Raw genomic sequence first — 25,935 nt, 5'->3', positions numbered from 1 at the left:
GCAGTTGTGTTTTGGGACCAGTGTCACCACATTCCGTCTTGGAATATTTAGTAGGCCGAACATTTGAACGAAGGGTAAAAACAACCGATGGCAAGACGAGCTGGCAGTGCGGATTTACCGCTGCACGGAGGACGGGTTCCCCGCTGGCTGGGCGATCGGATGACTAAGCTCGGAGCACTTATGTGCGAAGCGATCATTCACCATTACGGCCGGGATGAACTTTTACGTCGGCTTTCTCACCCATTCTGGTTTCAGTCCTTTGGTGCAGTGATGGGCATGGACTGGCACTCCTCAGGTATCACAACCAGTGTGATCGGCGCGTTGAAACGTGGCCTTACCCCAATGTCGAATGAATTGGGAATTCATGTTTGCGGCGGGCGCGGCTCTCACTCGCGAAAAACGCCTTCGGAGCTGAATGCGATTGGAGAGCGTGTAGGAATTGACGCAAGAGCTCTGGGACAGGCAAGCAGACTGGTCGCAAAAGTCGACAGTGCCGCCTTGCAGGACGGATTTGATCTTTATCTCCACGGTTTCATTGTTGCTGATGATGGAAAGTGGGTGGTTGTCCAGCAGGGAATGAATGGAAATAGTCGGCAGGCAAGACGTTATCACTGGCTGTCTGAAGGGCTGACCAGCTTTGTCGATGCTCCTCATGCCGCAATCGAAGGTCAGCAAGTCGGAAATATTATCAACCTTGCTGATCGTCGCGCATCGGACTCGCGGGTAAAGCAAATCGAGGTTTTGAAGACATTGAATCCTGGCCGGATTGTCGAGGAGGTGGCAACTCTCGAGGGGACGCCTGCAGTCAAGCCGACCCTTTCAGACCAAATGCTCCTGCCGCATCTTGTCATGCCGGAGCACCATGATGTTCGGGAGGGTGACATCATCATGCGTCGCCTTTACGGCAATATCGCTGCGGCAGTCGAGGCGGCTCCAGCTGATTTCGAGAATCTGCTTCTCGTTCCCGGAGTCGGACCTCGTACCGTCAAGGCGCTTGCAATGGTTGCCGAGGTGATGCACGGCGCCCCTTGCCGTTTTTCCGATCCCGCGCGATTTTCGCTTGCCCATGGCGGTAAGGACCGCCATCCATTTCCCGTGCCCCTCAAGGTTTACGATGAAACCATCAACGTTCTGAAATCCGCTGTCAAAAATGGCAAGCTGGGTCAGCGCGAAGAACTGGATGCACTGGCGCGGCTGGACAACCAGTCCAGGCAGTTGGAACGGTATGTGACCGAACCTGATCTGAAGGAAATTGTTGCCGGGGAATTCGAGCAATCAACACAGTGGGGCGGCCGCAGTGTTTTCGGTTGGGAGAAACCGCAAGACTGATCGTTATTCCTGAATCCACCTATTTTGACGGTGAGAGCGTGATAAGCCCGACGGCAATGATTGCCAGCAATATCCCGGCGAGCTGAGCTGCCGGCAGTTTTTCACTGAAGTAGAATATGGCGATCGCATTAACGGCTACGAGTTGCAGGAGCGCCGATAGAGTAAATGCCGACGCCATGCCACAGTCACGTACCAGCCGCAGCATGATCACGTTGCCGATGGTGTATAAAATCAGCGTAAGCACCATCTTCAAAAGTGTGGGCGATATCGCCCAGTGTTTTGCTCCGATGGCAGCAAGCAAGAATACTAATGTTGACGCTGCAAGTTGCAGCACACCCGAAATCGCCATGTTATTTTATCCTGAATGCTTCAAACCTGATAGCACTGCTTCACAGCATGCGCTAACCGGGATTTGTACCCTCCGATTGACCCAGCGCATGAGGTGAGGGTTGTTGCGCCCCGGACGTCCGCATCTTTTCAGGTGCTAAATTTCGTACCATGTTCCTACACTTTGCACACATGCCCTTTGGCACTACTCACCTTAATCGGGATCGAGCCCGACGCGGAACAGCGTCGGCGATGGTTCGAGGCGAGGGCCACTTCCCGGTCCAAGACCGATTTTATCGGTCGCGAAAGGAAATCGAGAAGGCGTTCGGGAAGCCCGATCGTTACGAACTATGGCAGGTCTGCCGCGTCGCCCATCGGGCGCCGATCGCGAAATGGTTTCGAAGGGCCGGCTAATCCTTGGCGTGGATTGGCCCGAGAGCGCTTTTGGCTCACAGGCAAGGAAAGCAAGGACTCTGCCTTCAAGCGGAACGTTGGATAAACAATCGCATGAGGTTCCTTTACATTTGCCAGAGTCGGGGGCGGCCAGTTCGATGCTTCGTCGATTCGACAACAAGCGCTGGAACTCACCGGGAAGAAGCGCGTTGCAACAATGTTACTTTCGACTAGGAGAACGTTATGAACAGTATAATATGGTGGGTCGGTGCTATCGTGATCATCCTTGCAATTCTCGGATTCTTTGGGTTCCGCTAGGACTGCATAAAGCAATGTAGCGCAGGATTTTCGAAGTGCTGGCCATCGCAGTCTGACTGTTGAACACTGCTGCGGACAAAGCGCAGCAGGTAGTCGGCACGTGTTTGCTTTCATTCCCACCGTGTGAATAAGGGTGACGGCAGTCCTCAACATCGCAGCTGAACGAAAAACGTGATTGATCCAGGACGGGTCCATGTTTGGCGCTCTTTTTAGGATCTTTAGCAGATTGGCGCGCGCGAGCCCTTTTGGTTTAATTCGCCTTCGTAAAGCGTTATCGACACCGAAGCTCTTGGCAGATCATGCGTTGCTCCACTTGCTTGGCGGGCGCAGAAATGCGCCGGTTTTACAATGGAACGTTCATTGGCGGCGACAGTTTCCTCTTCTCACACACTGGAGGAAACAATGAAGCATCTGCTCATCTTAACTGCTGCTGCAAATCTCTTACTCACTACTTCGGTATTTGCGGCGGAGATCACAAAGCCGGCTGAATTCGCCAAGATGGCGACAGTCTCGAATATGTTTGAGATTCAATCCAGCGAACTGGCTCTGAAACAATCCGACAATGCTGCTGTCAAGAAATTCGCTGAACATATGATATCGGATCATTCCAAAGCAGGCGAAAAAATGATGCCGGCTGCCAAAGCAGACAAGGTCGAAGTTCCGACGAAATTGGATGCAGAACATCAAGCAAAGCTGGATGCACTTAAAGCCGCCGACAAATCGAGCTTCGACAAAATCTACAAATCCGAGCAGTTGAAGGCGCACGAAGCCGCCGTTGCTCTTTTCTCCGTCTACGCGGCAAACGGGGAGGCCGGTGAGCTGAAAAAATTCGCTACTCAAACCTTGCCTACGCTTACGGAACATTTGACCGCGGTGAAGACAATGAACTGATCATCCTCATATGCCTTCGGTTTTCGGCGGAGCGGAAGGCATCTTGTTGAGGTCATTGGCCTATGGAATAATCCAGCAGCACTGGATTTCAGTTTGCACTGGATGCCAGCAACAGGGACCTGGAGTCACGAGCACGCTCGCCGCGATCCATGACGCCATGCCATCGCTAGTGGGAAACTTGACGCGGCAGGCGCGGGCACCAGCAACGTCAAGTCGCCAGGACGCTGCCGATTGAGCAGGCGGCGCTGCGGACGGCCCGACTGCAACTCATCGCGCCTGGCGTTTCTTACCGCAGTTTAACCGCAAGGAGGGCCGTAACGCGGCTGAGAAGTCTCTGGTGCCGTGTCCCGGTACACCCATCACGACAGTGCCGGGCCAGGGCAACGAGTTCGTATCAATCCAACACCCCTCGGAAAAGAAAAATAACGCGTTCAGAAGGAATTGCGAAGAAGCCGTGGAAGACGAAGATCGGTGCTTGGAGGAGCAGCGTCACTGGAACAAAGCGGTGAAACGGACGTTCGCCAACAGTCACTACCAGCAATTCCGTAAAAACATGGGGTGTTATCATGAGCAAAAAGTCTTCCCTGAACGATCCTCGCGGTCTCTATCCGACACCGCCATTTCCCGACCAGCCGCAGCCCGCGCCTGGCCTCGCACGTAAGATGAATCCCACACCGGATCACGGTGAGCAAAGCTATCGCGGATCGGGAAAGCTGACGGGACGGAATGCGCTCATTACCGGTGGTGATTCCGGGATCGGCCGCGCTGCGGCCATCGCCTTCGCGCGCGAGGGCGCCGACGTTGCCATCGCCTACCTTCCAGATGAGGAAGCGGATGCCGAAGAGGTGATCCGGCTTGTTGAAGAAGAAGGACGCAAGGCAATCGGTCTGCCGGGCGATATCAAGGAAGAATCGTGGTGCCGAGCATTGGTCGAGAGGGCTGTTTCTGAGCTCGGTGGTCTCGACATTCTCCTCGTTAATGCTGGCCGGCAGCAATATCGAGAGAAAATTGAGGAGTTGTCGACCGACGATTTTGACAAGACGATGAAGACCAATCTCTATGCGCTGCACTGGATCGTCCAGGCTGCCGTTCCTCATATGCCGGTTGGGTCGTCGGTGATAACAACCGCTTCGATCCAGGCTTATCAGCCATCGCCGATCCTGCTCGATTACGCCACGACGAAAGCCGGCATCGTTGCCTATACCAAAGCGCTCGCCAAGCAATTGATTGAACGTGGCATTCGCGCCAACGTTGTAGCACCCGGCCCGGTCTGGACGGCGCTGCAGCCAAGTGGCGGACAACCGGATGAGAAGGTGAAGAATTTTGGCAAGGATAGTGACTTCGGTCGTCCCGGGCAGCCGGTCGAACTGGCACCAGTTTTTGTCTTGCTTGCCTCGCAGGAAGCCAGCTTTATCAATGGCGAAGTCTATGGCGTGACAGGCGGCAAGGGAGTGGCCTGACCAACTAGACCTGCTTATCGAAGTGGTTATGAGACCGGAGTCGGACGACGATCACTGACGAAGGATCTCCTGAAAAGTTGGCCAGTTAGAGAAGCGGTGGCCTCGCTTGGCATCCCTGTTTCGGCCTTCGATAGCTGGCTAATGAGCGCTCTCACGCAATTGGCAGAACTTGCCCTGTCTCTGATTGGTGGATAAATGGCCGCTATCGATGTTTTGGTCGTGAATGCGGACTGACCGCTTCCTGCACACTGGGTCATTCCAACCACACCGAGTGATGTCTCATGCCGGGGCCTGGAAATAAGGGCTTTGGCTTGGCAATTTTAGTTTGGACGATTTACGGGTAGGTGCAGTGAAGCGCCTGCCTTTTCGGCCGCTATTTTCAGACGCTTGTCTCTGGTCCATAAGGTCGCTCGCTGGTCAAGAAGGACGGATGCCAGCAAGTGAGCATCGGTGTAGCCAATGCCGATGCTGAAAAGACTGTGGCGATCGATCATTGTCATAACTTCGTCGTGCGTGGCGACGACCACCGCGCGCTGAGCCGCCAGAAAAGCGATCACGCTGCCGCGATCCCTAAGGCTGCCAAGCGCCAGCTCACCGATCACGGCTGGGTGGCAAAGTAGGAGGTCGGCTTCAATAATCCTGCGCAGCTCTGCATCAACATGACGAAAATGATCAATCCAGATCGAGGTGTCCGCGAGTATCACTTGGCCGCTGCGCTCCGGCGGCGCGGAGCTGCCTGGGCATCGGGCATAGTTCCTCCCAATGCGATGAGGCGCTTTCCGGACTCCACACGGACAAGCGTTTCCAACGCCTGGCGCACTAGGGCCGCAGTTTCATTTGTACCGGTCAAGAACCTAGCTTTCTCCATGAGCGTGTCATCGAGGTTAATAGTCGATCGCATGATGTAGCTCCGTAGTTGAAGTGCGGAAAATAGCACCACTTGGTGATAAAATCTATGCCGATTGCAGCATTACTACGCAGTGCTGGTTTAAAAAAATCTCACCGGGGGGGTCGAAGCTCGAGTGCTGTGACTATCTGCGATCACCTCGAATGAGCGGAGGTCCGGTACACTTATTATCTGGAATTGGCGGGAGAGCCGGATAACGGATATGCACCATCTACCCGTTTTCCCGGCCATAGCGGCAGAAGCGAACGCCGTCCGGTGAAACGGTAGCATGTCTTTCTACTGGAGCTGCAACCTTAAAAATCGTCCAATCTTGCTTCATCACAGTTTTGAGATACCCTCATGAACAGAGTTTTGAAACGAGGGGAAGAGCGGATGTGCAATCACTGCGTGATAGAGGACGTGAAGAAGAACATGCTGTCGCGTCGTATGCTATTCAAGGGTGCGGCTCTGGCGGGAATGGCAATGGGCGCGGGAAACCTGGCGACACCGGTGCTTGCTCAGACAGCTGGCAAAGTTGTCGATCTCACTCATGTGTATGATTCAATGTTTCCAACATTTGATGGCAAGCCCGGAATAGAGTTTGAATGGGCCGCCAATATCGCCAAGGACGGATATCAACTCCATAAACTGACGGTTTTTGAGCACACTGGAACCCATATCGACGCCCCTTTCCACTTCAGCGCCGATGGCGCCAGCGTTGATCAGCTGGAACCACAAAAGCTGGTCGCGCCGCTGGTTGTCATCGACATCACAGATCGTGCCAAAGAGGATGCCAATTCGACCATTGAGGCGGCGGATATAGAACGCTGGATCAGCACAAATGGCGAGATTCCCGCAGGTGCTGTCGTGGCCTTGCGCTCTGGCTGGGCGACAAAAGTAAAAAGCCCCGCATTCCGTAATGACGATGCTGGAAAATTCGCCTTCCCCGGCTTTAGCAAGTCGGCAACGGATTTACTGCTCGAGATCGACACCGTCGCAATCGGCGTCGACACGCTCTCATTGGATCCGGGCAACTCTGCCGATTTTGCGGTGCATAATTCGTGGCTTCCGGCGGGCCGCTACGGCATAGAAGGTCTGAACAACCTTGAAGCGTTGCCCCTCAAAGGAGCGACAATCGTCGTCGGCGCACCAACCCACCGAGGCGGGACAGGTGGCCCGGCTCGTATCCTGGCGCTTGTTTAATCGCAACTGGTCCCGTCCCGATAGACGAGAATGCCGCCGGGGCAGGCTGGCTTGTCAAAGCCGTCAAATCGTAAATGCAGATCGCATGGTACCTGCACCCTAACGAACATCGGCGCACACTTAGAAAAGCAGATAGGAAACAATCCGGAACCCGAATTCTAATCTTTCCGTTCTCCTGGACATGGACGGCACGTCGATCAAATCTTACCCGGTATTTATCGAGCTGCCGTGTTACCCTACGCGCACCAGGGAATCAGCCACCCGAGGTTATGGATATTCAATCGATAATTGGCCCTCCTGTGGACGCATATCGAGCGACTACAGTACTCACGGGCTCCTCATGAGCACGCTTCATGCCCGGATTCCTGCAACGCTAAACTCTCTTCGTGATACGAGGATGAGACTGTTTCCGGCTACATCAAAACGCGTCGTTTGCTTGAAGGGTTCTGGACACCCTTGACCTGGATCACATGTTCACCGCAGTTCATGGTTCTGAACCGGGCGGCGTTACGGATCACAAGCCCTGGCGACTTGGTTCAGCGGGGGCGTTGCAGAAAACCAATGGCGACGCAGCCCCCTGTTGGCAAGCAATCAAGAATTCATACTGATGCTGAAGGTTTTGATGTTACGGTTGGAGACAAGACCAGCCTGGTTGGTGGCCGGATCAACTCCAGGACCAATCCTGCCTTGAACACGTCGGAGACCGGACCACCCTGCTCGCCTCGCTTTGCGACCTCACTTGCGAACATACTCTGGAAATTGTTCGCTTATAAGATCAATGATGGACAGTGTCCCAGACAAGTGTTTGCGCAGGGCGATTTCAGCGGTATGTGCGCGTTCCGATCGTATCGCATTGATGATCTCTTGGTGATCCTCAAGAACAGTTTGCATCTTGCCGGGCATCGGCAGATTCAAGCGGCGCAACCTGTCAAGATGGACGCTCTGGCGACGCACGGTCGACCAGAGGTTGAGGATGTTTGAGCGCTCATAGATTTTCCGATGAAAATCCTTGTCCAGCGCGTCGAAGAGATCATATGTCTGCGGAGAGGCAACTTGCCGCTGCCTTGCCAGCAATTCCTCAAGGTCTGCTGCGGTCTCGGCCGGACACTCGGCTGTCAGACGGCGAACCGCTTCAAGTTCAATCGAGAGCCGGAGGAATTGTGCCTGCCTTGCGTGATCAATATCGATCCTTGCCACGACCGTGGCATATTGTGGATAGACTTCAACGAGGGCCTCCTCCTCAAGGCGCATCAGAGCGTCCCGGACCGGGGTCTGGCTGACGCCAAACTCCATCTGAAGCGATGCCCTGGAAAGAATTGTTCCCGGCACAAGTTCAACAGAGAGAATGCGGTCCCTCAATATTTCGTGAATCTGATGGGCGACCTGCCGTGTGCGGTCCAGAACGCTATTATTAACCCTACCACTCATGATTGCTGCTCTCTCGTTGTCTGTCTCAATTGCACTACCACAATTATTTAGTTGATGCACTGATGCATTAGTGCTTTAATCAAAACCAGCGATGTCGGAGGGTCATCGCCGTTCGCGAACCATAAAGAGAACTATCGGGAGGAAAATATGCGATTGTTTCAGGGCAGTGTTGCCGCACTTGCTATCATTCTGGGTCTAAGCTCGTCTGGCTATGCTCAGGACAAGACCGATATCTCCATCACCCGCCAGCCAGGCATCCTTTACTTGGCCAGCCACGTCATGGAGACACAAAAGCTCATTGAGAAGCATGCGGCGGAGGATGGCCTCAAAGATGTTACCGTCAATTGGCGCACGTTCAGCGGTGGCGGCGCACAAACTGATGCGCTTCTTTCCGGGAATGTCGACATCGTCAATACTGGGACGGGCAACCTGCTTCTGCTGTGGGACAGAACACGTGGCAAAGTAAAAGGGATCATCACCAGTTCGGCGCAGCCGGTCATCATGGTGTCGCGTGACCCCAAAATCAAATCACTGAAGGACATCGGTCCGAGCGACAAGATTGCTGTGCCAACGGTTGGCGTTTCGACGCAGGCGATCCTGTTGCAAATGGCAGCGGGTCAGATGTTTGGAGACAGCGATCTGAAGCATTTCGATGTCAACACCGTGCAGCTCGGGCATCCCGATGCGATGGCGGCGCTGGCCAACAAGAGCCACGAGGTGGCAAGTCACTTCTCCGCACCGCCTTTCCAGTATCTGGAGATCGACGCCGGCAACCACATCGTGGTCAATTCCAAGGACATCATTGGCGGTCCGTTAACACAAGCGACGTTTTTCACGACCACGACTTTTGCCGACGCAAATCCTGTCATCATCAGGGCCGTGCGCGAAGCCACGGTCGAGGCAATCGACATGATCAAGAAGAACCCGCGCGACGCATTGAGTGCCTACAAGCAGGTTTCCGGTGACAAAACCGATCTTAATATACTGGTCAAGATCCTCGAACAGCCGGACATGATGGAGTTTCGCACCGATCCTCAGGGAACAATGAAGTTTGCCACCCATCTGCACAAGATCGGAACGCTCAAGACGATGCCTGCGGCATGGACAGACTATTATCTACCAGAATCCGCCGAACTGAAAGGCAACTGACTGTCGGCAACGAGCCAACGACCTGGCAGAGATGCCGGGTCTTCTGACTATCTTATGGAGGCCCATATGCTACAGGCCATACAACAAAAAACAGATCCAACAGCAGGTTTTCCCGATGTCAAGGCGGCAAGTGAGGGCAGGTCTCTTCTCACCGTGGACAAGGTGACGCTTCGCTACAAGACCCCGAATCTACTGATAACCGCGACGGAAGACGTTAGTTTTTCAGTCGAACGATCCGATCGTTTTGTTCTTCTTGGACCGTCCGGATGCGGCAAGTCCACGCTGTTGAAAGCCGTCGGCGGATACATGGCCCCGGTGAGTGGATCAATTCATATCAACGGACGGCAGGTCAAAAAGCCCGGGGCCGATCGTATGATGGTATTTCAGGAGTTCGACCAGCTTTTGCCTTGGAAGACGGTACTGGAAAACGTCATGTTTCCTCTAATCGTGGCGCGCAAACTGCCGCACAGGGAGGCGGAGGCTCGGGCAAAGGAATATATCGACAAGGTAAAGCTCACACGCGCCATTGACAGTTATCCACACACGCTTTCGGGTGGCATGAAGCAACGCGTGGCGATCGCCCGCGGCATGGCCATGCAGCCCGACATTTTGCTGATGGACGAGCCATTTGCAGCGCTCGACGCTTTGACCCGGCGTCAGATGCAGGACGAACTGCTGCAGCTTTGGGAAGACACCAGGTTTACGGTGATTTTCGTTACACATTCCATTGCCGAAGCCATCAAGGTCTCCAACCGCATTTTGCTGTTGTCGCCTCATCCAGGGCGCGTGAAGGCTGAAGTGATCGACGTTGATCGCGCCCGTCAGGACGATGGCAGCGCCGCCGCGCTCGAACGCGATATCCACAATCTGCTCTTTTCCGAGGCGGGCCACAGGGAGTGACGATAATGAAAAATCCGCAGATCATTCTTGCAGCCGATGTCACGACAAACGGGCGGCACGCCAATGTAGCCGAGGTCGAGCAGAGGCTCGGTTCCCTCGAATTGATCCTGGGCATCAGCGCTGTGCGTAAGACGGTGCTGATAATCGTCCTTGCCGTCATTTGGCAGGTCTATGCAAGCTATCTCGACAATCCACTGCTCTTCCCGACGCTGAGCGACACGCTGGTCACGCTTTATGATCGTTTTGTCGACGGTACATTGCCGTCGCGCATCTGGACGACACTTCAGGTACTGATAACAGGCTATGTGGCAGGCACTGTGCTTGCAGCCATTTTGACCATCCTTGCCATTAACACACGGATCGGCACCGATTTTCTGGAAACAATGACGGCGATGTTCAATCCGCTACCTGCCATCTCATTGCTGCCACTTGCTTTGATCTGGTTTGGGCTCGGCGCCTCTAGCCTTGTCTTCGTGCTGATCCATTCGGTGCTTTGGGCGGTCGCGCTCAACACCCATGCGGGCTTTCTTGGCGTATCTCGAACGCTGCGCATGGTCGGAGGCAATTATGGATTGACAGGTTTGTCCTATGTGATGCGGATTCTGGTTCCCGCTGCCTTCCCCTCGATCCTGACCGGCCTGAAAATCGGCTGGGCGTTCGCCTGGCGAACGCTGATTGCCGCCGAACTTGTCTTCGGTGTTTCTTCGGGGCAGGGCGGACTTGGCTGGTTCATCTTTGAGAACCGCAACCTTCTGGACATCCCCGCAGTCTTTGCCGGCCTTCTCACCGTGATCATCATCGGCCTTACTGTTGAAAACCTGGTGTTCCAGACGATCGAACGCCACACCATTCAGAAATGGGGCATGAAGGAATGAGCAGTTGAGGCTTCCTTTTCCGTCGCATTTTCCAATTGAGCAATGGCTATGAAAAAAACTCCAGAAACATTGAGAAGCGCCCGCTGGTTCGCTCCGGACGACCTGCGCAGTTCCGGTCATCGCTCCAGAACAATGCAGATGGGATACGCACCGGAAGAATGGACAGGAAAGCCTGTCATTGCCATTCTGAATACCTGGTCGGATGCCAATCCCTGTCATGCACACTTCAAACACCGCGTCGAAGATGTGAAGCGCGGAGTGCTCCAGGCGGGTGGGTTTCCCCTCGAGTTGCCAGCGCTTTCTCTGTCGGAGAGCTATGTCAAGCCGACGACGATGCTCTATCGCAATATGCTGGCGATGGAAGTCGAGGAACTGCTGCGCTCCCACCCGGTCGATGGTGCTGTATTGATGGGTGGATGTGACAAGACCACACCCGGCCTGGTGATGGGCGCCGTGAGCGCCGGCCTGCCTATGATCTATCTGCCGGCAGGCCCCATGCTGCGCGGCAATTATCGTGGCAAAGCCTTGGGTTCCGGTTCGGATGCCTGGAAATTCTGGGATGACCGGCGGGCAGGTAATCTGTCGACCGACGAATGGGTAGAGGTCGAGGCGGGTATTGCGCGGTCTTACGGACATTGCATGACCATGGGCACGGCAAGCACTATGACGGCGATCGCGGAAGCCCTGGGCCTGACGTTGCCGGGCGCGAGTTCGATTCCCGCTGCCGACTCCAATCATATCCGGATGGCATCTGCCGTGGGGCGCCGGATCATCGACATGGTGTGGGAGGACCTCGTACCAGGCAAGATCTTGACCGATGCATCCGTACGCAATGCCGTTTCTGTCGCTATGGCCACCGGATGCTCGACCAATGCCATCGTCCACCTCGTTGCAATGGCGCGCCGGGCGGGGGTCAACCTGACAATGGACGATCTTGATCAAGCGGGCCGCACGACTCCGGTTCTCGCAAACATAAGACCAACGGGCGAAACCTACCTGATGGAAGATTTCTACTATGCCGGCGGATTGCGTGCGCTCATGGCAAAACTTTCATCAAAGCTCGATCTTTCGGTGATTACTATCTCCGGCCAAACGCTCGGAGAGACGCTGGAGGGGGCCAAATGTTTCAATGACGACGTCATCCGGTCGCTCGACAATCCTGTCTATAAGGAAGGTTCGCTTGCGGTCGTTAAGGGCAACCTCGCTCCTACTGGCGCGGTCATTAAACCAGCGGCATGCGATCCAAGGCTGCATCAGCATCAGGGCCCGGCATTGGTTTTCGACAGCTACCCTGAAATGAAAGCAGCGATCGACGACGAAAATCTTGACGTCACGCCCGATCATGTTCTGGTGCTGCGCGGGGCCGGGCCCCAAGGCGGCCCGGGCATGCCCGAATGGGGCATGTTGCCGATGCCGAAGGTCCTGCTCAAGAGGGGATATCGCGACATGCTGCGTCTGTCCGATGCGCGCATGAGCGGCACCAGCTATGGAGCCTGCGTTCTGCACGTCTCGCCAGAATCGCATGTCGGCGGTCCGTTGGCGCTTCTGAAAACGGGGGACATAGTGCGGCTCGACCTGAAGGAGCGCAGGATCGACATGCTGGTGGACGACGGTGAAATTGAACGCCGTCGCTCCGAATGGAAGAAACCGGCAGACAAGGCTGGTCGGGGCTACGGATGGATGTTCGCCAAACATGTGGGCCAAGCCGACACGGGCGCGGATTTTGACTTTCTCGAAACACGGTTTGGACCATCCGCTCCTGAACCAGATATCTACTGACATCCGAGGACAATAAATGACCAACTATGATCTAAGTGAAGGAACGCGCAAAAAGCTGATGGGCGTGGCTACACCAACGATTGCCACGGCTCTGTTCAAACGTGGGCTCCGCAACCAGTTCATCCAAGATGTGCGACCGCTGTCCGCCAAGGGGGCCAACATGGTTGGGCAAGCCTTTACGTTGCGTTACATCCCAGCCCGCGAAGACCTTAACACGATCGAGGTCTTCAAGGACCCCGATCATCCGCAGCGCGCCGCGGTAGAACAATGTCCGGAGGGAGCTGTCCTGGTGATGGACAGCCGCAAGGATGCGAGGGCTGCTTCGGCCGGCTCCATATTGATATCAAGGCTGCAGGTGAGGGGTGTGGCAGGTATCGTCACTGACGGAGGCTTCCGCGACAGTCCTGAGATTACCAATTTAGCCATTCACGCCTACCACAAACGTCCTTCGGCTCCAACCAACCTTACCCACCACCAGGCCTGCGATATCAACGTCCCAATCGGCTGTGGCGATGTTGCGGTATTTCCGGGAGATGTAGTTGTTGGGGACAATGAAGGTGTCATCGTTATTCCCGCCCATCTCGCCGACGAGATTGCCACCGAAACGGTCGAGATGACGGCCTATGAAGATTTTGTCACAGAACAAGTTATGAACGGTGCGACGATCATCGGGCTTTACCCGGCCACTAGCGAAAAACCCAAGGCCGATTTTGCTGCCTGGCGACAGAAGCACGGACGATGAAGCAGTTGCCGCATCAGTATGCGCGCCTGATGCGGGCGGGCACGGATGCTGGGTTCGACAATATCATTGGCAGCTGCGGTGCCGGACGGCAAGGTCAATTTGAAACCCGCGGGCGACATTTACCGTCCCTGAAGCAGCGCGATACGGTAATAATAAACTCAGGACAAAAAGAAAATGCGGCCTCTTCGGTTCAAGCAAAACATTAACCACAAGTCAGCCCTCCGTCATCGGGCGGCGGCCCATTCTCCGCATTCCTGGGATCCAAACTACCCTGTTATCGACCTTGCCGCCTGTTCCAGACTCGCCGGCGCGATCACGCGGTGAAACGGCGCTATTACCGCCAAGTAGGTCCGTCCCAGCCAGTTATGACAATGCACCACGGTCACCACGACGAGTTCCCGGTCGCCCGCTGCACCTGCTGCCCGCAACAGGATCGCGAGCCGGAAGTCGAGATGCCGGTCATCCGCACCCATCACCAGCTCCTCCGCACTTTTTGATAGCAGTGGAAAGAAGCCGATCACCGGGCCTTGCGCCGCTGCGGCAACACCAACCGCACGAGACGTTTTGACGCCGACTGTCGCCATCACCACGTCGCGCACCCGCGTCAACGCGCGAATCCACCACGCCTGCCGCTCGAACCCAGCACGAGCCAGCACTTCGATATTGTCGTCAGCCTGTATAGGTAACTGAATCGCGTAAGCATCAATAAGGTCTGCGCCCACATAAAACGGCGCCAATACACTATCGGACGGCATACGCACCGCACGGGCTTTGATTCTATGCCCGGGTTTCCGCAAGGTATCATCAGCCGCGAGCGATGAAGGAAAACCAGCTGCCTGATCCACCGCGTCTTTCCGTGTGGTCATTTTGGCCGGGCCGATGCGAGGTATCATTTCGGATATCCTTCTGCTATTATTTTCTTAGCAATGAGTACATGGGTCACTATGAAAAGTATAGCATGAAATTTCCTCAGCCTGGACAACCCGTGCGCGGCTCGAAAACCGGTCAACCAACTATGGCATTGCTCGACCTACTGGGGCGGCGCATGAGTTTGCGCGTGTTATGGGAGCTTGCTCATGCAGAACAAGCCCTAACGTTTCGGGAGCTTCAGGCTGTCGCCGAAACGAATCCCAGCCTCCTAAATACACGCCTCAAGGAATTGCGAGCCGCTGCCATCGTAGTCCATCATACTGGCGGGTATGATTTGACAGAAGATGGGAAAGCGTTGGTCCGCCTTATCATGCCGCTCGACGAGTGGGCCATCGCCTGGGGTGCCAGACTTGGGGCCACGTGCAGTAAAGAATGAACTGCAATGCCGTCCAAACGTGGGACCAGCGCCCTAAAGATCAGCCGGGTCGGAAAACAAAATATCTTCGAGCTTTCCCTCGCCTGGCTGCATCTTGAAATGAACACGGCATGGGTCATCGATGGCACCGGGGCTCGGAAAGCAGATTCGCTGATCCGTTCCTGACACGTAAGGCTTGAGCCGATGACGTCAGTGCGCGCCAAGGAGCCAAGAGAATGCTTGAAACCATGCCATAAAGGTAATACCTTTTGCAAAACAATCATTACCGAGGCAGAAATGACAACGACCGTGACGACAAAGGGCCAAGTCACCATCCCCAAGCCCGTGCGTGATTTCCTTGGAATCGTACCTGGCAGCAAAGTCGAATTTCATAGGGCGAGCGACGGAAGCGTTGTGATTACTCGCGCTGACCGACATCAACCGAAGAGCCGGTTTAACAATCTGCGCGGTCATGCCGGTGAGGGATTGAATACGGACGCGATCATGGCTCTCACACGCGGAGAATGATGACGCTTATCGATACAAACGTGCTGCTGGACCTTGTTACAGACGACCCGAATTGGGCGGATTGGTCGATTGCACAACTGGAAACCGCTTCGTTTCGCGGCCCGCTCTTAATTAATGATGTTGTCTATGCCGAGCTAGCAGTGCGTTATAAAAGAATTGAGGAACTTGACGCATTCGTGGATGCGGCGGGCCTCGACATTCAGCCAATACCCCGATCAGCCCTGTATCTGGCTGGAAAGATATTTACACGGTATCGCAAATCTGGTGGCTCGCGAACCGGTGTTCTTCCAGACTTCTTCATCGGCGCTCAAGCCGCTGTCAGTGGATTTACTCTTTTAACCCGCGATATCGGTCGATACCGAACTTATTTTCCAACTGTGACGCTGATTACGCCAGACGCCTAAATCGCTAACCGAGACCAGGTCAACGATTTTTTTCGATCGAACAGGTGTTCGACGATGAGGCTACTTGATTTGCCAGTTCTTTGGAGTGCGCTCGGGCGTGGCTTCACCTTGAGCGGCAATGTCATGCAAGGTAAGGTTCGGTTAGCGTCAACAATGCCAGTGATCAAAGACATCGGCCAGCGTCAAGCAGCCGGCGCTTGGCCACAACACCGTATCGACTATCCGCCGTCCGGTATATTGAGGCGACCAGTCTTCTGACGGTCATAGCGAGTGTGGTTCTTTTAACCTCTTTAGCCCGCGCCCCTGCGAACATAAGAGCGGGCATGGCAAGGGATCGCCACATCCGCGTTTTGACAAAATGGACGATTATGACGAGCGGGCAGCGACCTTCTGCGTGCTCAGCCGATCAAGAGTTTTGAGAGCCCAATCCCAATCAGGCGCTAACTCGGTACCTCGCATGGCAGCTTCAGTGGCTTTGACCCTATCGCCATTGACCTCGTGTAATTGCGACCGCAGCATATAAATTTCTGCTCTTTGCCGGGCATGAAAAAGTGTTTCAAGCAATCGGTCGGTGGCAACGAGACCCTGCTCTGGATTGGTTTTGGTGTGAACGCGCAAATTGGCGAGCTTGAGCAAGGGCCACGTCCATTCAGGCTTGGCATCCGACGCGCGTACAAAAGCTTCGGCAGCTTCTTCGATATTATCAAGTGCCTCATGACACCGGCCAAGCAATTGCCAGGCATCTGCAGAATCAGGGCGCCGTGAGAGATAGTCTCTCATGATCTCTACAGATTCAGCATGTTTCTGTTGCCGGAACAGCACTTGTGCAAGCTGGTAGTTCCACCAGTCAACATTGCTATCCAATTCAATTGCTTTTCGAAGCTGCTCTTCGGCTTTTTCCGGCTGCTCAAGCCGCATTAGTGTAAGAGCCAGTTGATGCCGGGCACGGGCATTCCAGGGTTCGGCTGCAACGGCACGTTCGGCATAGACTTTGGCATCATCCAACCGCTCACCCAAGCGGGACAATTCCGCCGAAATCAGATGATGAGCTTCCGGATTGTCCGGATGGTGCTTCTTCAGCTGCTCGATCAGTGCGGCGCTGACCGATTTGCCGCTATGAGTCGAAATCAATGCCTCATAGATCGGCCGCACTGGGAAGACTTCCAGCGGCACCTGCAAGGTTTGTTTGGTGGCCTCCGCAAGATCATCCCGTGACAGGAGTTTCATTTTCGAGCGGACCACGGATGCATAGCTGAAATGTGGCGTATCGACCGGTGGATCGATCAGAAAACGCTCGACAAATTCAGACAGTACAACATCGGGCTTGTAGGCCTCAATCAGTTCCCGGTCGAACGATTTGCCATAAATATAGACCAGCGTACTGAAACTCTCCTTCAGAAATGGCAGGAGATTGCCACCGAAGGAATCCCCAAACATGACGCAACGCGGCAATGTCGTGTCCTTATTGGTGAAAACGCGGATACGGCCACGATTTGGAATCCGATTGTCAAAAGACAGCTTCCCGGCCGCGTTATCTATTCTGGCAGACAGAGTAGGCGCTGACACTGCCGGCTCGAACTTTATGCCGAGATCGCCAACATAGGGAACTTCTTCGAAGGAAATGCGCGATGGTTCGATCTGCAGGGGTTCAATGCCGTTTTGCGACAGTCCCCGACAGAACTCCTGATAACCGATATAGGCCCCAAAACCGCTCCAATGCGTGTCTGTTTTGGGATAGGTAAGTCCTTTGGACTTGCCTGCACGTATTGCTTCAAGCGGATAGACTATCTTTGATGCACGGCGCGGTCCAAGCGCCGTCATGATCTGGTGCAGCGGTCTGGTATCGGCAATCTCCACCCAGTCCGGTAATTGCTCGGAGTAGACGAGCTCCTTGTTTGGCGCGACGAAAACCAAATGTTGTGCGCCAAGCGATGAAACATAGGCGTCACGCTCAAGGATCAATTTACGCCAAGCTTCGATGCCTTTCTGGTCAAGAATATGCCGCCCGGTAATCTGGTCGATAACGCGATTGGAATCGTGATCGAGAAATATCCAGCCATCCTTGCCCAACAGATATTTCTTGCTTTTGTCGGCGCGCGACGTTGAGGTAAAATCATCGGTCATGAACATCTCCTGACTTGCAATTCCTGCCATTCGGTATTTTGAAAGACACGAATATTTCTAATCGAGGTCGCAGCCCCATCGACATCGCCATCGTCTTTCCCTGCAAAAGATGCCACTGCATTGCTGAACAGTAACTGCGCTGGCGTATGCGCAAAATCATTGACGGCTTCGAAGATTTTCTTTTCATCGAAATAGAATTTGAAGCTGTCTTCGCTCCACAGCATGCCATAACGGTGAAACTCGTTTGCAAGCTTGAGCCGCGGGCGGTAACTCTTTGAGAGCACCTTTTTCACTGGCAGCCATTGGCGAGCTGTCACATGCACGAGATTGGGGAATTTGGCTTCAACTACATCGAGTTCGAAACGTTTATCCCCCTCGCTATCCGGCACTGAGGTCAGCCAGAATGCATTATTGACGCCCGCTTCATTGGCAATTTTCATCTCGCATTCAAAATAGCCATAGCGCTGACGAAAATCTTTTGTCCGCACATAGCCACCAACGAAGGGTCGATTACCGCCCCGGTTGTCGCGATTTCGCCCCAGATTGAGCGAAAGCCCGGCACCGGAGATCGTGACATTTTCCGGCCGCCGGACAGATTTTGTTTCGCCGCCGCTATCGGTAACCTTGACCCACCGCTGATCAAAACCCGCATCGTCGGTAAAATTATCGGTGAATGACAATTGCCAATCCCCGGAGGCGCGCTGCAGAGCAGACGGCAGATTGGGGCAAAGCGCACGGGCAAGAGCGGGCCGTGCAAGCAAACCAGCCGATGCAACACCAAACCCTGCAAGGGTCAGAAAGGAGCGTCGGCTGAGTTGTGCACGGCCTTCATTCATTCAGCAGCCACCTTTGCTGCCGGTGTTTCCTTAAGACTGCGCAAGCTGGTTTCAAGATTCCATGCACGGTTGCGAAGCACTTCAACTTCACCGGTCATGAAATCGATTTCGCTACGGAACCACGAAACCGCTTCATGAATGTTATGCGGTACCTGTACCAGATTAGGTACAGACTGGGGCTTGTCAGCTGGCGCTGCCACTGGCTTCGGCAGTACGTGGTTGAGCTTGTTCTCCGTCAGGAAGCGATGATACTCGGCAAAGTTCTGGCGGTAGATATGTTGAACCTTGGTGAAATCAGCCTTTTCAAGCAGTTTCTCGAGGTTGATCGGAAGGTAGTCCTCGATCTCTATTGAAGGAATAGCAAAGAGTGAGGACAATTCGCGGATGCGTGAGTCATAGGTAAAGAAGATTGCCGGTATGCCCTGATGCAGGGCAATAACATTGCCGTGCAGACGGAAGCCGACCATGACATCGACATTTGCAGCCGCGTCTGCTGCCCACTCGTCGATATCGAAGAACGCGCTCATGCGGTTGTTGAGCATTTCCTCAGCTTCAGGATGGCCCAGCAAACCGAATTTGGTCAGGATGGCCTTGACGTTATCCTGCTTTTCTTTGCCCGAAGAGAAGATCGCCAGCGTCTCTTCCCGCTCACCCTGTGAATAGAGCTTGCTGGATGGGCGTTTGGCAACGGCATCAATCAAAGCCCGCTGCATCCGATTGGTCTTCGTCGCATTACTTGCATAATCAGCAGACAGATATTTGTTCAGGGTCAGGCCAATACGTGCCTTCTCCGGATCAATCGACTTGATCGCAATTGAAGGACGCAAGGAACGGTAAAAACTGGGGCAGCCAATAACGCGCACGTTCTTGATACCAAGATCGTTGAATATCTCGGCACTGTAGAAGCCGCGAACGCCGATTGTTTCGCACTTGTCAGCGATGATCTTCCAGGCTTCAACCGTGCCCTTTGGAACATTGAGCTTCTTGTATTTGCCAGCCTGCGCACCAACGCCGATAGCAACGACCGGACCTTTGAGCTTCTTCAGCAAAGGTACAACGTGACCAAGATCAACGGTCTCGGTCAGATAGTTCGATCCACGCACAACAGTGGCTTCATAGCTGTCATCCTGAGGCCATAGCTTTTCATTTCCCGCATGGGAAAACTGCACGTTCCTGATTTCATCATAGGCTAGCGCCTTGAGCGTGGCATCATAGACGAGAACGTCGCCTGTGTTGATGCCGCCCTTGTTGAAGGCCGCAAGCGGATCTTCAAACTTTAGATAGGCTGCCTTGTTGCCGGGCTTGACCGCAGCACCACCATTCAGAACGAAAAGTTTCTTCATCGCTAGTTCCTCAAATTATTCATATTGGCTGACCCGGCAGCAGCGATTTGCAACGGCCTGATTTCGGTAATTTCATTACGATCTTCTTGATCTTCGTCGATTGCTTCCGCGTCCACGCGGTGAATCCGACTGGTCGAGATTGGTACAACGGTCTGCTCCAGAACTTTCGGAGCCTGCTCAACGCTCTGCGGTAACCGGTCGGGGAACCATGCCTTCAACTGCTTGACCAGCGGTGAAACACTTTCCTCCCAGGCGAGGGCGCCGCCGCGAATGGCTGCCGCTTCCGAAAGACGCTGCAAGGCATCACGGTCGGCCGCCAAGGCGGAAATAGCTTCTGTGAGTTCGCGGATAATTACTGTGTCATCTTCAGACCGGATAAGCAGCCCATCCACAGCGTGATCGATAAGTTCATCAACAGCACCGACAGCTGTCGCAATCGGCACGCAGCCAAGCCGCTGGGCTTCAATAATTGTCAGTGGAGCGCCCTCCCAGCGCGATGGCAATACAACAACGTCCGCCCATGCGAAGGCCTTGTTAAGATGACGGCTTGAATACACCGGTGGCTCAACCTGCACGCCAATTTCGGCAAACCGGTCCTTCCACGATCCGCCCGCACCGGCATCCATCACGTCGCTGCCAATAATTTTCCAATCAACGGGCTCTCCGCGTTCACGCAAATCCCGAACTGATGCAAATAGGCGCTCAATTCCTTTTTGTGCATCTAACCGGCCAAGAAACAGGACGTTGAGCTTGTCCCTTTGGGACTTTACCCGCCGTGCCGACAGTATGGTGTCTCGCTCTTTGGCGGCCAATGCATAGCTTGCTGCATTTTGTATATGCGTGAGCTTTGCTATTGGCACACCCATGCCATGCAACCATTCGACCATATCGTTCGAGCAGGTAAGAATCGCGTCATAGACATGCTCAAATGCCAGTGTGAGATAAGGATGACCGGCATCACGCCCCATTCTGGATTTATCCAGCACATGGACATAGTTCAGAACCTTGACACCGCGGCGGCGCAGATCGCCCAGCAAGGCGTTTACGGGTGCCACTTGATTGTTGATGACAACGTCAAGCCCAGCCAGAAAACCCATGATCTGCTCAGCCTTGGCTGCTTCGTCATGCCCCATCATCAGGTCATGGCCCGCAAATTTGTTTGGCCCACCCCAAAGTGGGTAATCGTCGGACAAAAAGTTGACCGATTTGAACACGCCGTCATTTTCCGGGACGCGATTGTAGATCGCTTTTCCAAACAGGAAGAGATGCACTTCACATCCGGCATTCTTCAAAGCGTTGGCAACCGCATAGGCTACCTTTTCCACGCCGCCAAAACTGGCGATTGGCAATAGGAAACCGACGCGCAGCGGGTTCGAAGCCTGCGGCAATCGTGGCATGACAGGCCTTGCGCCCACCGCATGGCGCAACAGCTCGAAATAGCGGCTCCGGTTGGGAAAATAAACGGATCGCCAAAGCCAACGATTCCTGGTCTTTGAGCGATATCCTGAGTCACGCAATGCTCCAAGCGTGGCTAAAAGTGCATTTGTTGACGATAAAGCCGTGCTTTGCATTTCGCGTGCTGTAAATGGTCCACTCACAACAATTTCCACGACATTGGGCGATGGAACAGCCTTGTGCAGCGAGCGTATCCAATCATCGGAGGTGTCATCTGCACAGGTAGAGAAAATATCGAATGTGCACATCCAGCCGAAGGGCTTGTCGGCAAGAGGCTCACCATCATTAATGGTGCGGATATCTATTCCCATCCTGGCATTATTCCGTTCGAAGCGTATCGCCACGAAATGATGCTTCTCAGCGATGCGTTCACTCAACCATAACAGATTATGAATGAGGCCGAGGCGGGTTAGAGCTTCGCGATGGGCGGCGGTCATCCAAAGCATGAACGGCGGAACTCCGAATGTTTCCGGTTCCGTCTTTGCTGCCCAAAAGCGGGTTACAAAATCTTCGAGGCTGCATTTGGCGTGGTCCACCGTCGGGTCGGTAAACATATCGACTGCATAAGCCCCCATGCCGATTGCAGCATATCGGGGTGCCTCCTGATGCTCCCAGGTCAACAATGTTTCCGTGGCGAAGAGTTTCTTATGCTTCTGGCGGATATAGGTGAGAATGCCCTCCCGGGTGCGATTGGAATCGCGAAGCATGCTCTCGGCACGCTGCCGGTACTCGAACCCGAAGAAGGGATAGTTGGAACCAAGAAATCCGCGACCGATCGCCTGTAGCCAGAAATCCCAGTCTTCAAACCCGGATGTCATGCTTTCATCGAAGCGAATGCCTGCGTCAAGCATGCGCCTTGAGACCAGACTTCCAGCCTCGCAAATATTATCGAAGGTCAAATGCAACAGGCGTGAATATTGGGTCGTATAGTTCCCATTCCATTCAATCCCGAACTTGTCGATGTTGGGGTATACCCAATCAACCTTGTCATCGGCCTGCATGAAAGCCAGAATGTCGCGAAGGGCAGTGCTCGTAATCCGATTGTCAGCATCAAGAAAGTAAACAGCCTCGATGCCATCGAAATTGCGTAGCGCAAATTCAATCCCGTAATTGCGCGCTGAACTTAATCCGCCGTTTGCCTTGCGCAGATAAAAGACATTTGAATGCGCCATGGCATAGGTTCGCCCGATTTCGCCAGTCTCGGGAAAGGGGCAGCCATCATCGATAACCAGTACAGCAATCTCAAACGGTGCCTGTTGTGCCAGCGCCGATTCAATGGCTTCTGCCAACAATACCGAATGTTTATAAGCGGGAATGATGACGGCGACCTTAGGCGAAAAACGTGGTTCCGGCTCTTCACCCGAAGGCAACTGATCCACGACTTGCTCCCGTAAACGGTTTATCTGGTCCAGCATGAAACTACCCGTTGACCATAAGACTGACATTGCGGAATTTGGCCCACGCGAAACTGTTGTCACCCGGTGTCGTCATCCGCGTTGCGAAATAGATATTCTGCCAAACACCAATCTGATCATTGATGAAAGCGCTGATCCGATTATTTTCTCCCGGCGCAATACTCACCCATCCAGAGAACCCTTCTCCCGGGTCCACCGTCCGTTGTTCGGCAAATAGCGGCCGCGCATTCTCGAGGCTCGCGGCTACGACAATCGCAAATTCGACATCCTGCGACTCTTCGTTGTCGACGACGACATCCGAAGAAATCCTCAATATTTTAGGAGGGCACGCGGCGGGAATCTGGCCGATTGTCATGCCTGTTGACGGAGGGTGACAACCCACCGCTTTTTCTTCCGGCAAAGGAAGGATGGCGGCAAACTCGAAAGAGATTTCATCGGTGTTTGCCAATGTGGCAAGATCAAGGATACCAGACGCAAGCGGCATCTCCCTGAATCCGCCTTCGCGAACCTTTTCCGACTGAGCCGGCAAATAATTGGCCCAACTGGGCAGAACAACACCCGGCATTCCGCACCAGACCTGGATAGCCAAACTGTTCTTTAGCAGCGGCACATCATTGGCGGCATCGCGCACCTGAAACATCTCCAGCGGCTGAAGCCCGCCGAGCGACAAGAGGGGCAGTTCATCATCAGCGCCGTCCACCTGCACCCGCAAGTTCAGCGTGCGCCGCAATCCCGCAAGAGTTCTGGAAAGACCAAGGTAATTCCAACCATGCTTGAGCTTGCCCAGCGGAATGACCCAGCTCTCGACGATAGCCATGTCTTCCATAGTCACGAGTTGCGCATTCAACGTAGCGTCATCGCGATGTGACAGGCGATCGAAATGAATGGCAATGGCACTAACGCCCGCGCTTGCGACAGGAAGCACCTGTGATACGCCATCAAAGGAAGCATCTGCCAATACGTTTGAACGAGATGAGCTGGTTACAGGCTCGTTGGAGAAAGCAAGTTCAAAGGGTTGCATCCCCTTGCGATCAATAAAGCTTTCGACAGTGGCAAAACGATTTTGAAGGTTATCGTTCAAAGTCCTTAACGCCAACAGCTCCCGGTTTGATTTGACCATTCGCCGTGCATCAGAAACCAGCATTCCCGACAGTTTCCTGATAAGGACACCGGCCGTCTCCATTTCCTTGCCCGTTCGCCACTCAAGGATCACCGGTTCCTCAATAATACCTCGGCCCTTCAGCCAATCGAGCAATCGCTTCTCGCGCCCTCTGTGTGCTGGATTTAAAAGAACAGCCAGGATGCACAAAGGCGCCTCAAAGGCTTCTGTTTTGACCCCCACTGCATCGGAGAAAATTGCGGCCTCATCCTTGACCCCTTCGAATCCGAGAATCTTTACCGCATTGGATAGCTCACTCGGCAAATCATCATGTTCGATGCCCAAGCGTAATAGGATCGGTTCTTTTAACAGATCAATGTTTTTCGAAGATTTCGTAGCCGGCGAAAGCTTGTACGAAGTCTGAACCGTCATATTCTGGACCCTTGATCGATTGATGTGTTGGAATTTGAATTTCTATACATATAAAATGGCAACTTCATGAAGATTGTCACATATTTCTATTGCAGTGCAACAATAAAATTATTTCAACTGTTTGGCATTATTCTAAAACAAAACTGGTATTATTATGGACATAACTTGACTATATTATAATAGGACTTTACTTCAATATTTGAAATATTATTTTCCGGACAATAGCTTGCCAAACCCGGCAATCGACTGCCGGGTTCGGCCTTCAGGTCGATATGCTTAGACGGCCACGCGTTCCTGCTCTTCAAGCCGCATTGCCTGCAGCTGACGTTCCCAGGCAAGCGCATCACCTACAATTGTATCAAGATCTGCACGCTTTGGCACAAAACCGAAGTCGTTACGGACACGATCATTTGCGGCCACCAATATTGCCGGATCCCCTGCACGGCGGGGAGCCATTTTTACGGCGAAATCCACCCCGGATACACGCTTAACAGCATCAATAATTTCCAGAACCGAGTAGCCGTATCCATAACCACAATTTGCTGTTGTGCTCGCACCGCCTGCCTCAAGATAATTGAGGGCGCACAGGTGAGCTTCCGCCAGATCGCTGACATGGATGTAATCGCGGATACAGGTTCCATCGGCGGTCGGATAATCCGTGCCATAGACTTCGATATGGGACCGGTCACCGGTGGCGGCCTGGCTGGCGATCTTGATTAGATGGGTTGCGCGAGGAAATGATTGGCCAGAACGCAGCTTCGGATCAGCGCCAGCCACATTGAAATAACGCAATGCAACAAACCGGAAATCCTTATGAGCGGCAGCGGCATCACGTAACATCCATTCGGTCATAAGCTTGGATGTTCCATAGGGAGAAATTGGCTGGTGCGGCATATCCTCGGTGATCGGTGTCCGCTCGGGTTCGCCATAAACGGCGGCGGTCGACGAAAAAATGAAATGCCGGATGCCTTCCGCGATGGCGGTTTCCATCAATGCTCGCGACTGTACCGTATTGTTACGGTAATAGGATAGGGGATCACTAACGGAGTCCGGCACGACAATCGAGCCTGCAAAGTGCAAGATTGCCGTGATGCTGTGCCTGCGGATCGTGTCAGCAACCAGGGCCTGATCACCGACATCGCCCCGAATAAAGGGAACGCCTTCTGGTACCAGCCACTCGAACCCACAACTAAGGTCGTCGAGGACAACAACATCTCTTCCCGCATCTTTCAGGGCAAGAACCATGTGACTGCCTATATAGCCTGCGCCACCTGTAACAAGAACGGTCATTGATAACTCCTGGGAGGTTATTTCTAGCTTTGTTGAAGATTCTG

Annotated in this window: 23 protein-coding genes; 12 read left to right on the top strand and 11 right to left on the bottom strand. The window is 53.8% G+C overall.

All coding sequences use genetic code 11. From position 1 onward, the window contains the following. Positions 1–87 precede the first annotated feature (87 nt). Positions 88–1,329: a DUF763 domain-containing protein gene (locus V9K95_RS21925; protein WP_336442250.1), complete on the top strand. Its 1,242-nt coding sequence runs from the start codon at positions 88–90 to the stop codon at positions 1,327–1,329. A 19-nt stretch (positions 1,330–1,348) separates the two neighbouring features. Here V9K95_RS21925 and V9K95_RS21920 read toward each other — a convergent pair whose 3' ends face one another. Continuing rightward, entirely contained in the window at positions 1,349–1,678 is a 330-nt protein-coding gene (locus tag V9K95_RS21920; protein ID WP_336442249.1) for a hypothetical protein, read from the bottom strand. A gap of 1,091 nt (positions 1,679–2,769) precedes the next feature. Between V9K95_RS21920 and V9K95_RS21915 the strand changes: the two genes are divergently transcribed. Together V9K95_RS21915 and V9K95_RS21910 are read left to right on the top strand one after the other, a co-directional pair. Beyond that, entirely contained in the window at positions 2,770–3,258 is a 489-nt protein-coding gene (locus V9K95_RS21915; RefSeq protein WP_336442248.1) for a DUF4142 domain-containing protein, read from the top strand. 566 nt (positions 3,259–3,824) lie between these two features. Then, positions 3,825–4,718, top strand: a complete 894-nt coding sequence (locus V9K95_RS21910) for an SDR family oxidoreductase (RefSeq protein WP_336442247.1) — start codon at positions 3,825–3,827, stop codon at positions 4,716–4,718. Between the two features lie 320 nt (positions 4,719–5,038). Here V9K95_RS21910 and V9K95_RS21905 read toward each other — a convergent pair whose 3' ends face one another. Continuing rightward, entirely contained in the window at positions 5,039–5,422 is a 384-nt protein-coding gene (locus V9K95_RS21905) for a type II toxin-antitoxin system VapC family toxin (RefSeq protein ID WP_336442246.1), read from the bottom strand. Further along, positions 5,419–5,619, bottom strand: coding sequence for a type II toxin-antitoxin system VapB family antitoxin (locus V9K95_RS21900; protein ID WP_336442245.1), 201 nt, complete (start codon positions 5,617–5,619; stop codon positions 5,419–5,421). Before V9K95_RS21900 ends, V9K95_RS21905 begins: the two co-directional genes overlap by 4 nt. Positions 5,620–5,997: 378 nt before the next feature. Here V9K95_RS21900 and V9K95_RS21895 point away from each other — a divergent pair, with 378 nt between their 5' ends. Beyond that, positions 5,998–6,807, top strand: a complete 810-nt coding sequence (locus tag V9K95_RS21895; RefSeq protein ID WP_336442284.1) for a cyclase family protein — start codon at positions 5,998–6,000, stop codon at positions 6,805–6,807. Between the two features lie 735 nt (positions 6,808–7,542). Here the strand turns inward: V9K95_RS21895 and V9K95_RS21890 are convergent. Continuing rightward, a complete protein-coding gene (locus V9K95_RS21890) occupies positions 7,543–8,235 on the bottom strand; it encodes a GntR family transcriptional regulator (RefSeq protein WP_336442244.1) in 693 nt (230 codons plus the stop codon). 147 nt (positions 8,236–8,382) lie between these two features. Between V9K95_RS21890 and V9K95_RS21885 the strand changes: the two genes are divergently transcribed. The 5 genes from V9K95_RS21885 (at position 8,383) to V9K95_RS21865 (ending at position 13,680) form a co-directional block, all read left to right on the top strand. Beyond that, positions 8,383–9,384 (top strand): ABC transporter substrate-binding protein, encoded by a 1,002-nt coding sequence (locus tag V9K95_RS21885; protein WP_336442243.1) that lies wholly within the window; start codon positions 8,383–8,385, stop codon positions 9,382–9,384. A gap of 66 nt (positions 9,385–9,450) precedes the next feature. Then, entirely contained in the window at positions 9,451–10,284 is an 834-nt protein-coding gene (locus V9K95_RS21880) for an ABC transporter ATP-binding protein (RefSeq protein WP_336442242.1), read from the top strand. A 5-nt stretch (positions 10,285–10,289) separates the two neighbouring features. Next, the gene (locus V9K95_RS21875; RefSeq protein ID WP_336442241.1) at positions 10,290–11,159 is read left to right on the top strand and encodes an ABC transporter permease; all 870 of its coding nucleotides are present in this window, start codon (positions 10,290–10,292) and stop codon (positions 11,157–11,159) included. 42 nt (positions 11,160–11,201) lie between these two features. Next, positions 11,202–12,938, top strand: a complete 1,737-nt coding sequence (araD, locus tag V9K95_RS21870) for an L-arabinonate dehydratase (RefSeq protein ID WP_336442240.1) — start codon at positions 11,202–11,204, stop codon at positions 12,936–12,938. A 16-nt stretch (positions 12,939–12,954) separates the two neighbouring features. After that, complete coding sequence (locus V9K95_RS21865) at positions 12,955–13,680, top strand: ribonuclease activity regulator RraA (protein WP_336442239.1); 726 nt, start codon at positions 12,955–12,957, stop codon at positions 13,678–13,680. A 266-nt stretch (positions 13,681–13,946) separates the two neighbouring features. Here V9K95_RS21865 and V9K95_RS21860 read toward each other — a convergent pair whose 3' ends face one another. Next, positions 13,947–14,573, bottom strand: a complete 627-nt coding sequence (locus tag V9K95_RS21860; protein ID WP_307277713.1) for a DUF2867 domain-containing protein — start codon at positions 14,571–14,573, stop codon at positions 13,947–13,949. A 65-nt stretch (positions 14,574–14,638) separates the two neighbouring features. Between V9K95_RS21860 and V9K95_RS21855 the strand changes: the two genes are divergently transcribed. The 3 genes from V9K95_RS21855 to V9K95_RS21845 all read left to right on the top strand — a co-directional run bounded on the left by V9K95_RS21855 (position 14,639) and on the right by V9K95_RS21845 (position 15,897). Then, positions 14,639–14,986 (top strand): winged helix-turn-helix transcriptional regulator, encoded by a 348-nt coding sequence (locus V9K95_RS21855; RefSeq protein ID WP_336442238.1) that lies wholly within the window; start codon positions 14,639–14,641, stop codon positions 14,984–14,986. A 276-nt stretch (positions 14,987–15,262) separates the two neighbouring features. Further along, positions 15,263–15,493, top strand: coding sequence for an AbrB/MazE/SpoVT family DNA-binding domain-containing protein (locus tag V9K95_RS21850; protein WP_307277706.1), 231 nt, complete (start codon positions 15,263–15,265; stop codon positions 15,491–15,493). Next, positions 15,493–15,897: a type II toxin-antitoxin system VapC family toxin gene (locus tag V9K95_RS21845; RefSeq protein WP_336442283.1), complete on the top strand. Its 405-nt coding sequence runs from the start codon at positions 15,493–15,495 to the stop codon at positions 15,895–15,897. The genes V9K95_RS21850 and V9K95_RS21845 overlap by 1 nt, the downstream gene beginning before the upstream one ends. Before the next feature lie 366 nt (positions 15,898–16,263). On the opposite strand, the gene V9K95_RS21840 is transcribed toward V9K95_RS21845, so the two are convergent. From V9K95_RS21840 to galE, 6 genes are all read right to left on the bottom strand, one after another. Then, entirely contained in the window at positions 16,264–18,021 is a 1,758-nt protein-coding gene (locus V9K95_RS21840; protein WP_336442237.1) for a tetratricopeptide repeat protein, read from the bottom strand. After that, on the bottom strand, positions 18,018–18,857 hold the full coding sequence (locus V9K95_RS21835) for a glycoside hydrolase family 16 protein (RefSeq protein ID WP_336442236.1): 840 nt from the start codon (positions 18,855–18,857) through the stop codon (positions 18,018–18,020). The genes V9K95_RS21840 and V9K95_RS21835 overlap by 4 nt, the downstream gene beginning before the upstream one ends. Next, positions 18,854–20,200 (bottom strand): polysaccharide pyruvyl transferase family protein, encoded by a 1,347-nt coding sequence (locus V9K95_RS21830; protein ID WP_115054035.1) that lies wholly within the window; start codon positions 20,198–20,200, stop codon positions 18,854–18,856. Before V9K95_RS21830 ends, V9K95_RS21835 begins: the two co-directional genes overlap by 4 nt. 2 nt (positions 20,201–20,202) lie before the next feature. After that, the gene (locus V9K95_RS21825) at positions 20,203–23,034 is read right to left on the bottom strand and encodes a glycosyltransferase (RefSeq protein WP_336442235.1); all 2,832 of its coding nucleotides are present in this window, start codon (positions 23,032–23,034) and stop codon (positions 20,203–20,205) included. A 40-nt stretch (positions 23,035–23,074) separates the two neighbouring features. Beyond that, positions 23,075–24,601: a DUF6212 domain-containing protein gene (locus V9K95_RS21820; protein ID WP_336442234.1), complete on the bottom strand. Its 1,527-nt coding sequence runs from the start codon at positions 24,599–24,601 to the stop codon at positions 23,075–23,077. 276 nt (positions 24,602–24,877) lie between these two features. Then, entirely contained in the window at positions 24,878–25,891 is a 1,014-nt protein-coding gene (gene galE, locus V9K95_RS21815) for a UDP-glucose 4-epimerase GalE (RefSeq protein ID WP_336442233.1), read from the bottom strand. Between the last annotated feature and the right edge of the window lie 44 nt (positions 25,892–25,935).

Origin of the sequence: Phyllobacterium sp. CCNWLW183 (genome assembly GCF_037203775.1) — a bacterium.
GTDB classification, from domain to species: domain Bacteria; phylum Pseudomonadota; class Alphaproteobacteria; order Rhizobiales; family Rhizobiaceae; genus Phyllobacterium; species Phyllobacterium ifriqiyense.
This window is presented reverse-complemented; position numbering and strand designations above follow the sequence as displayed.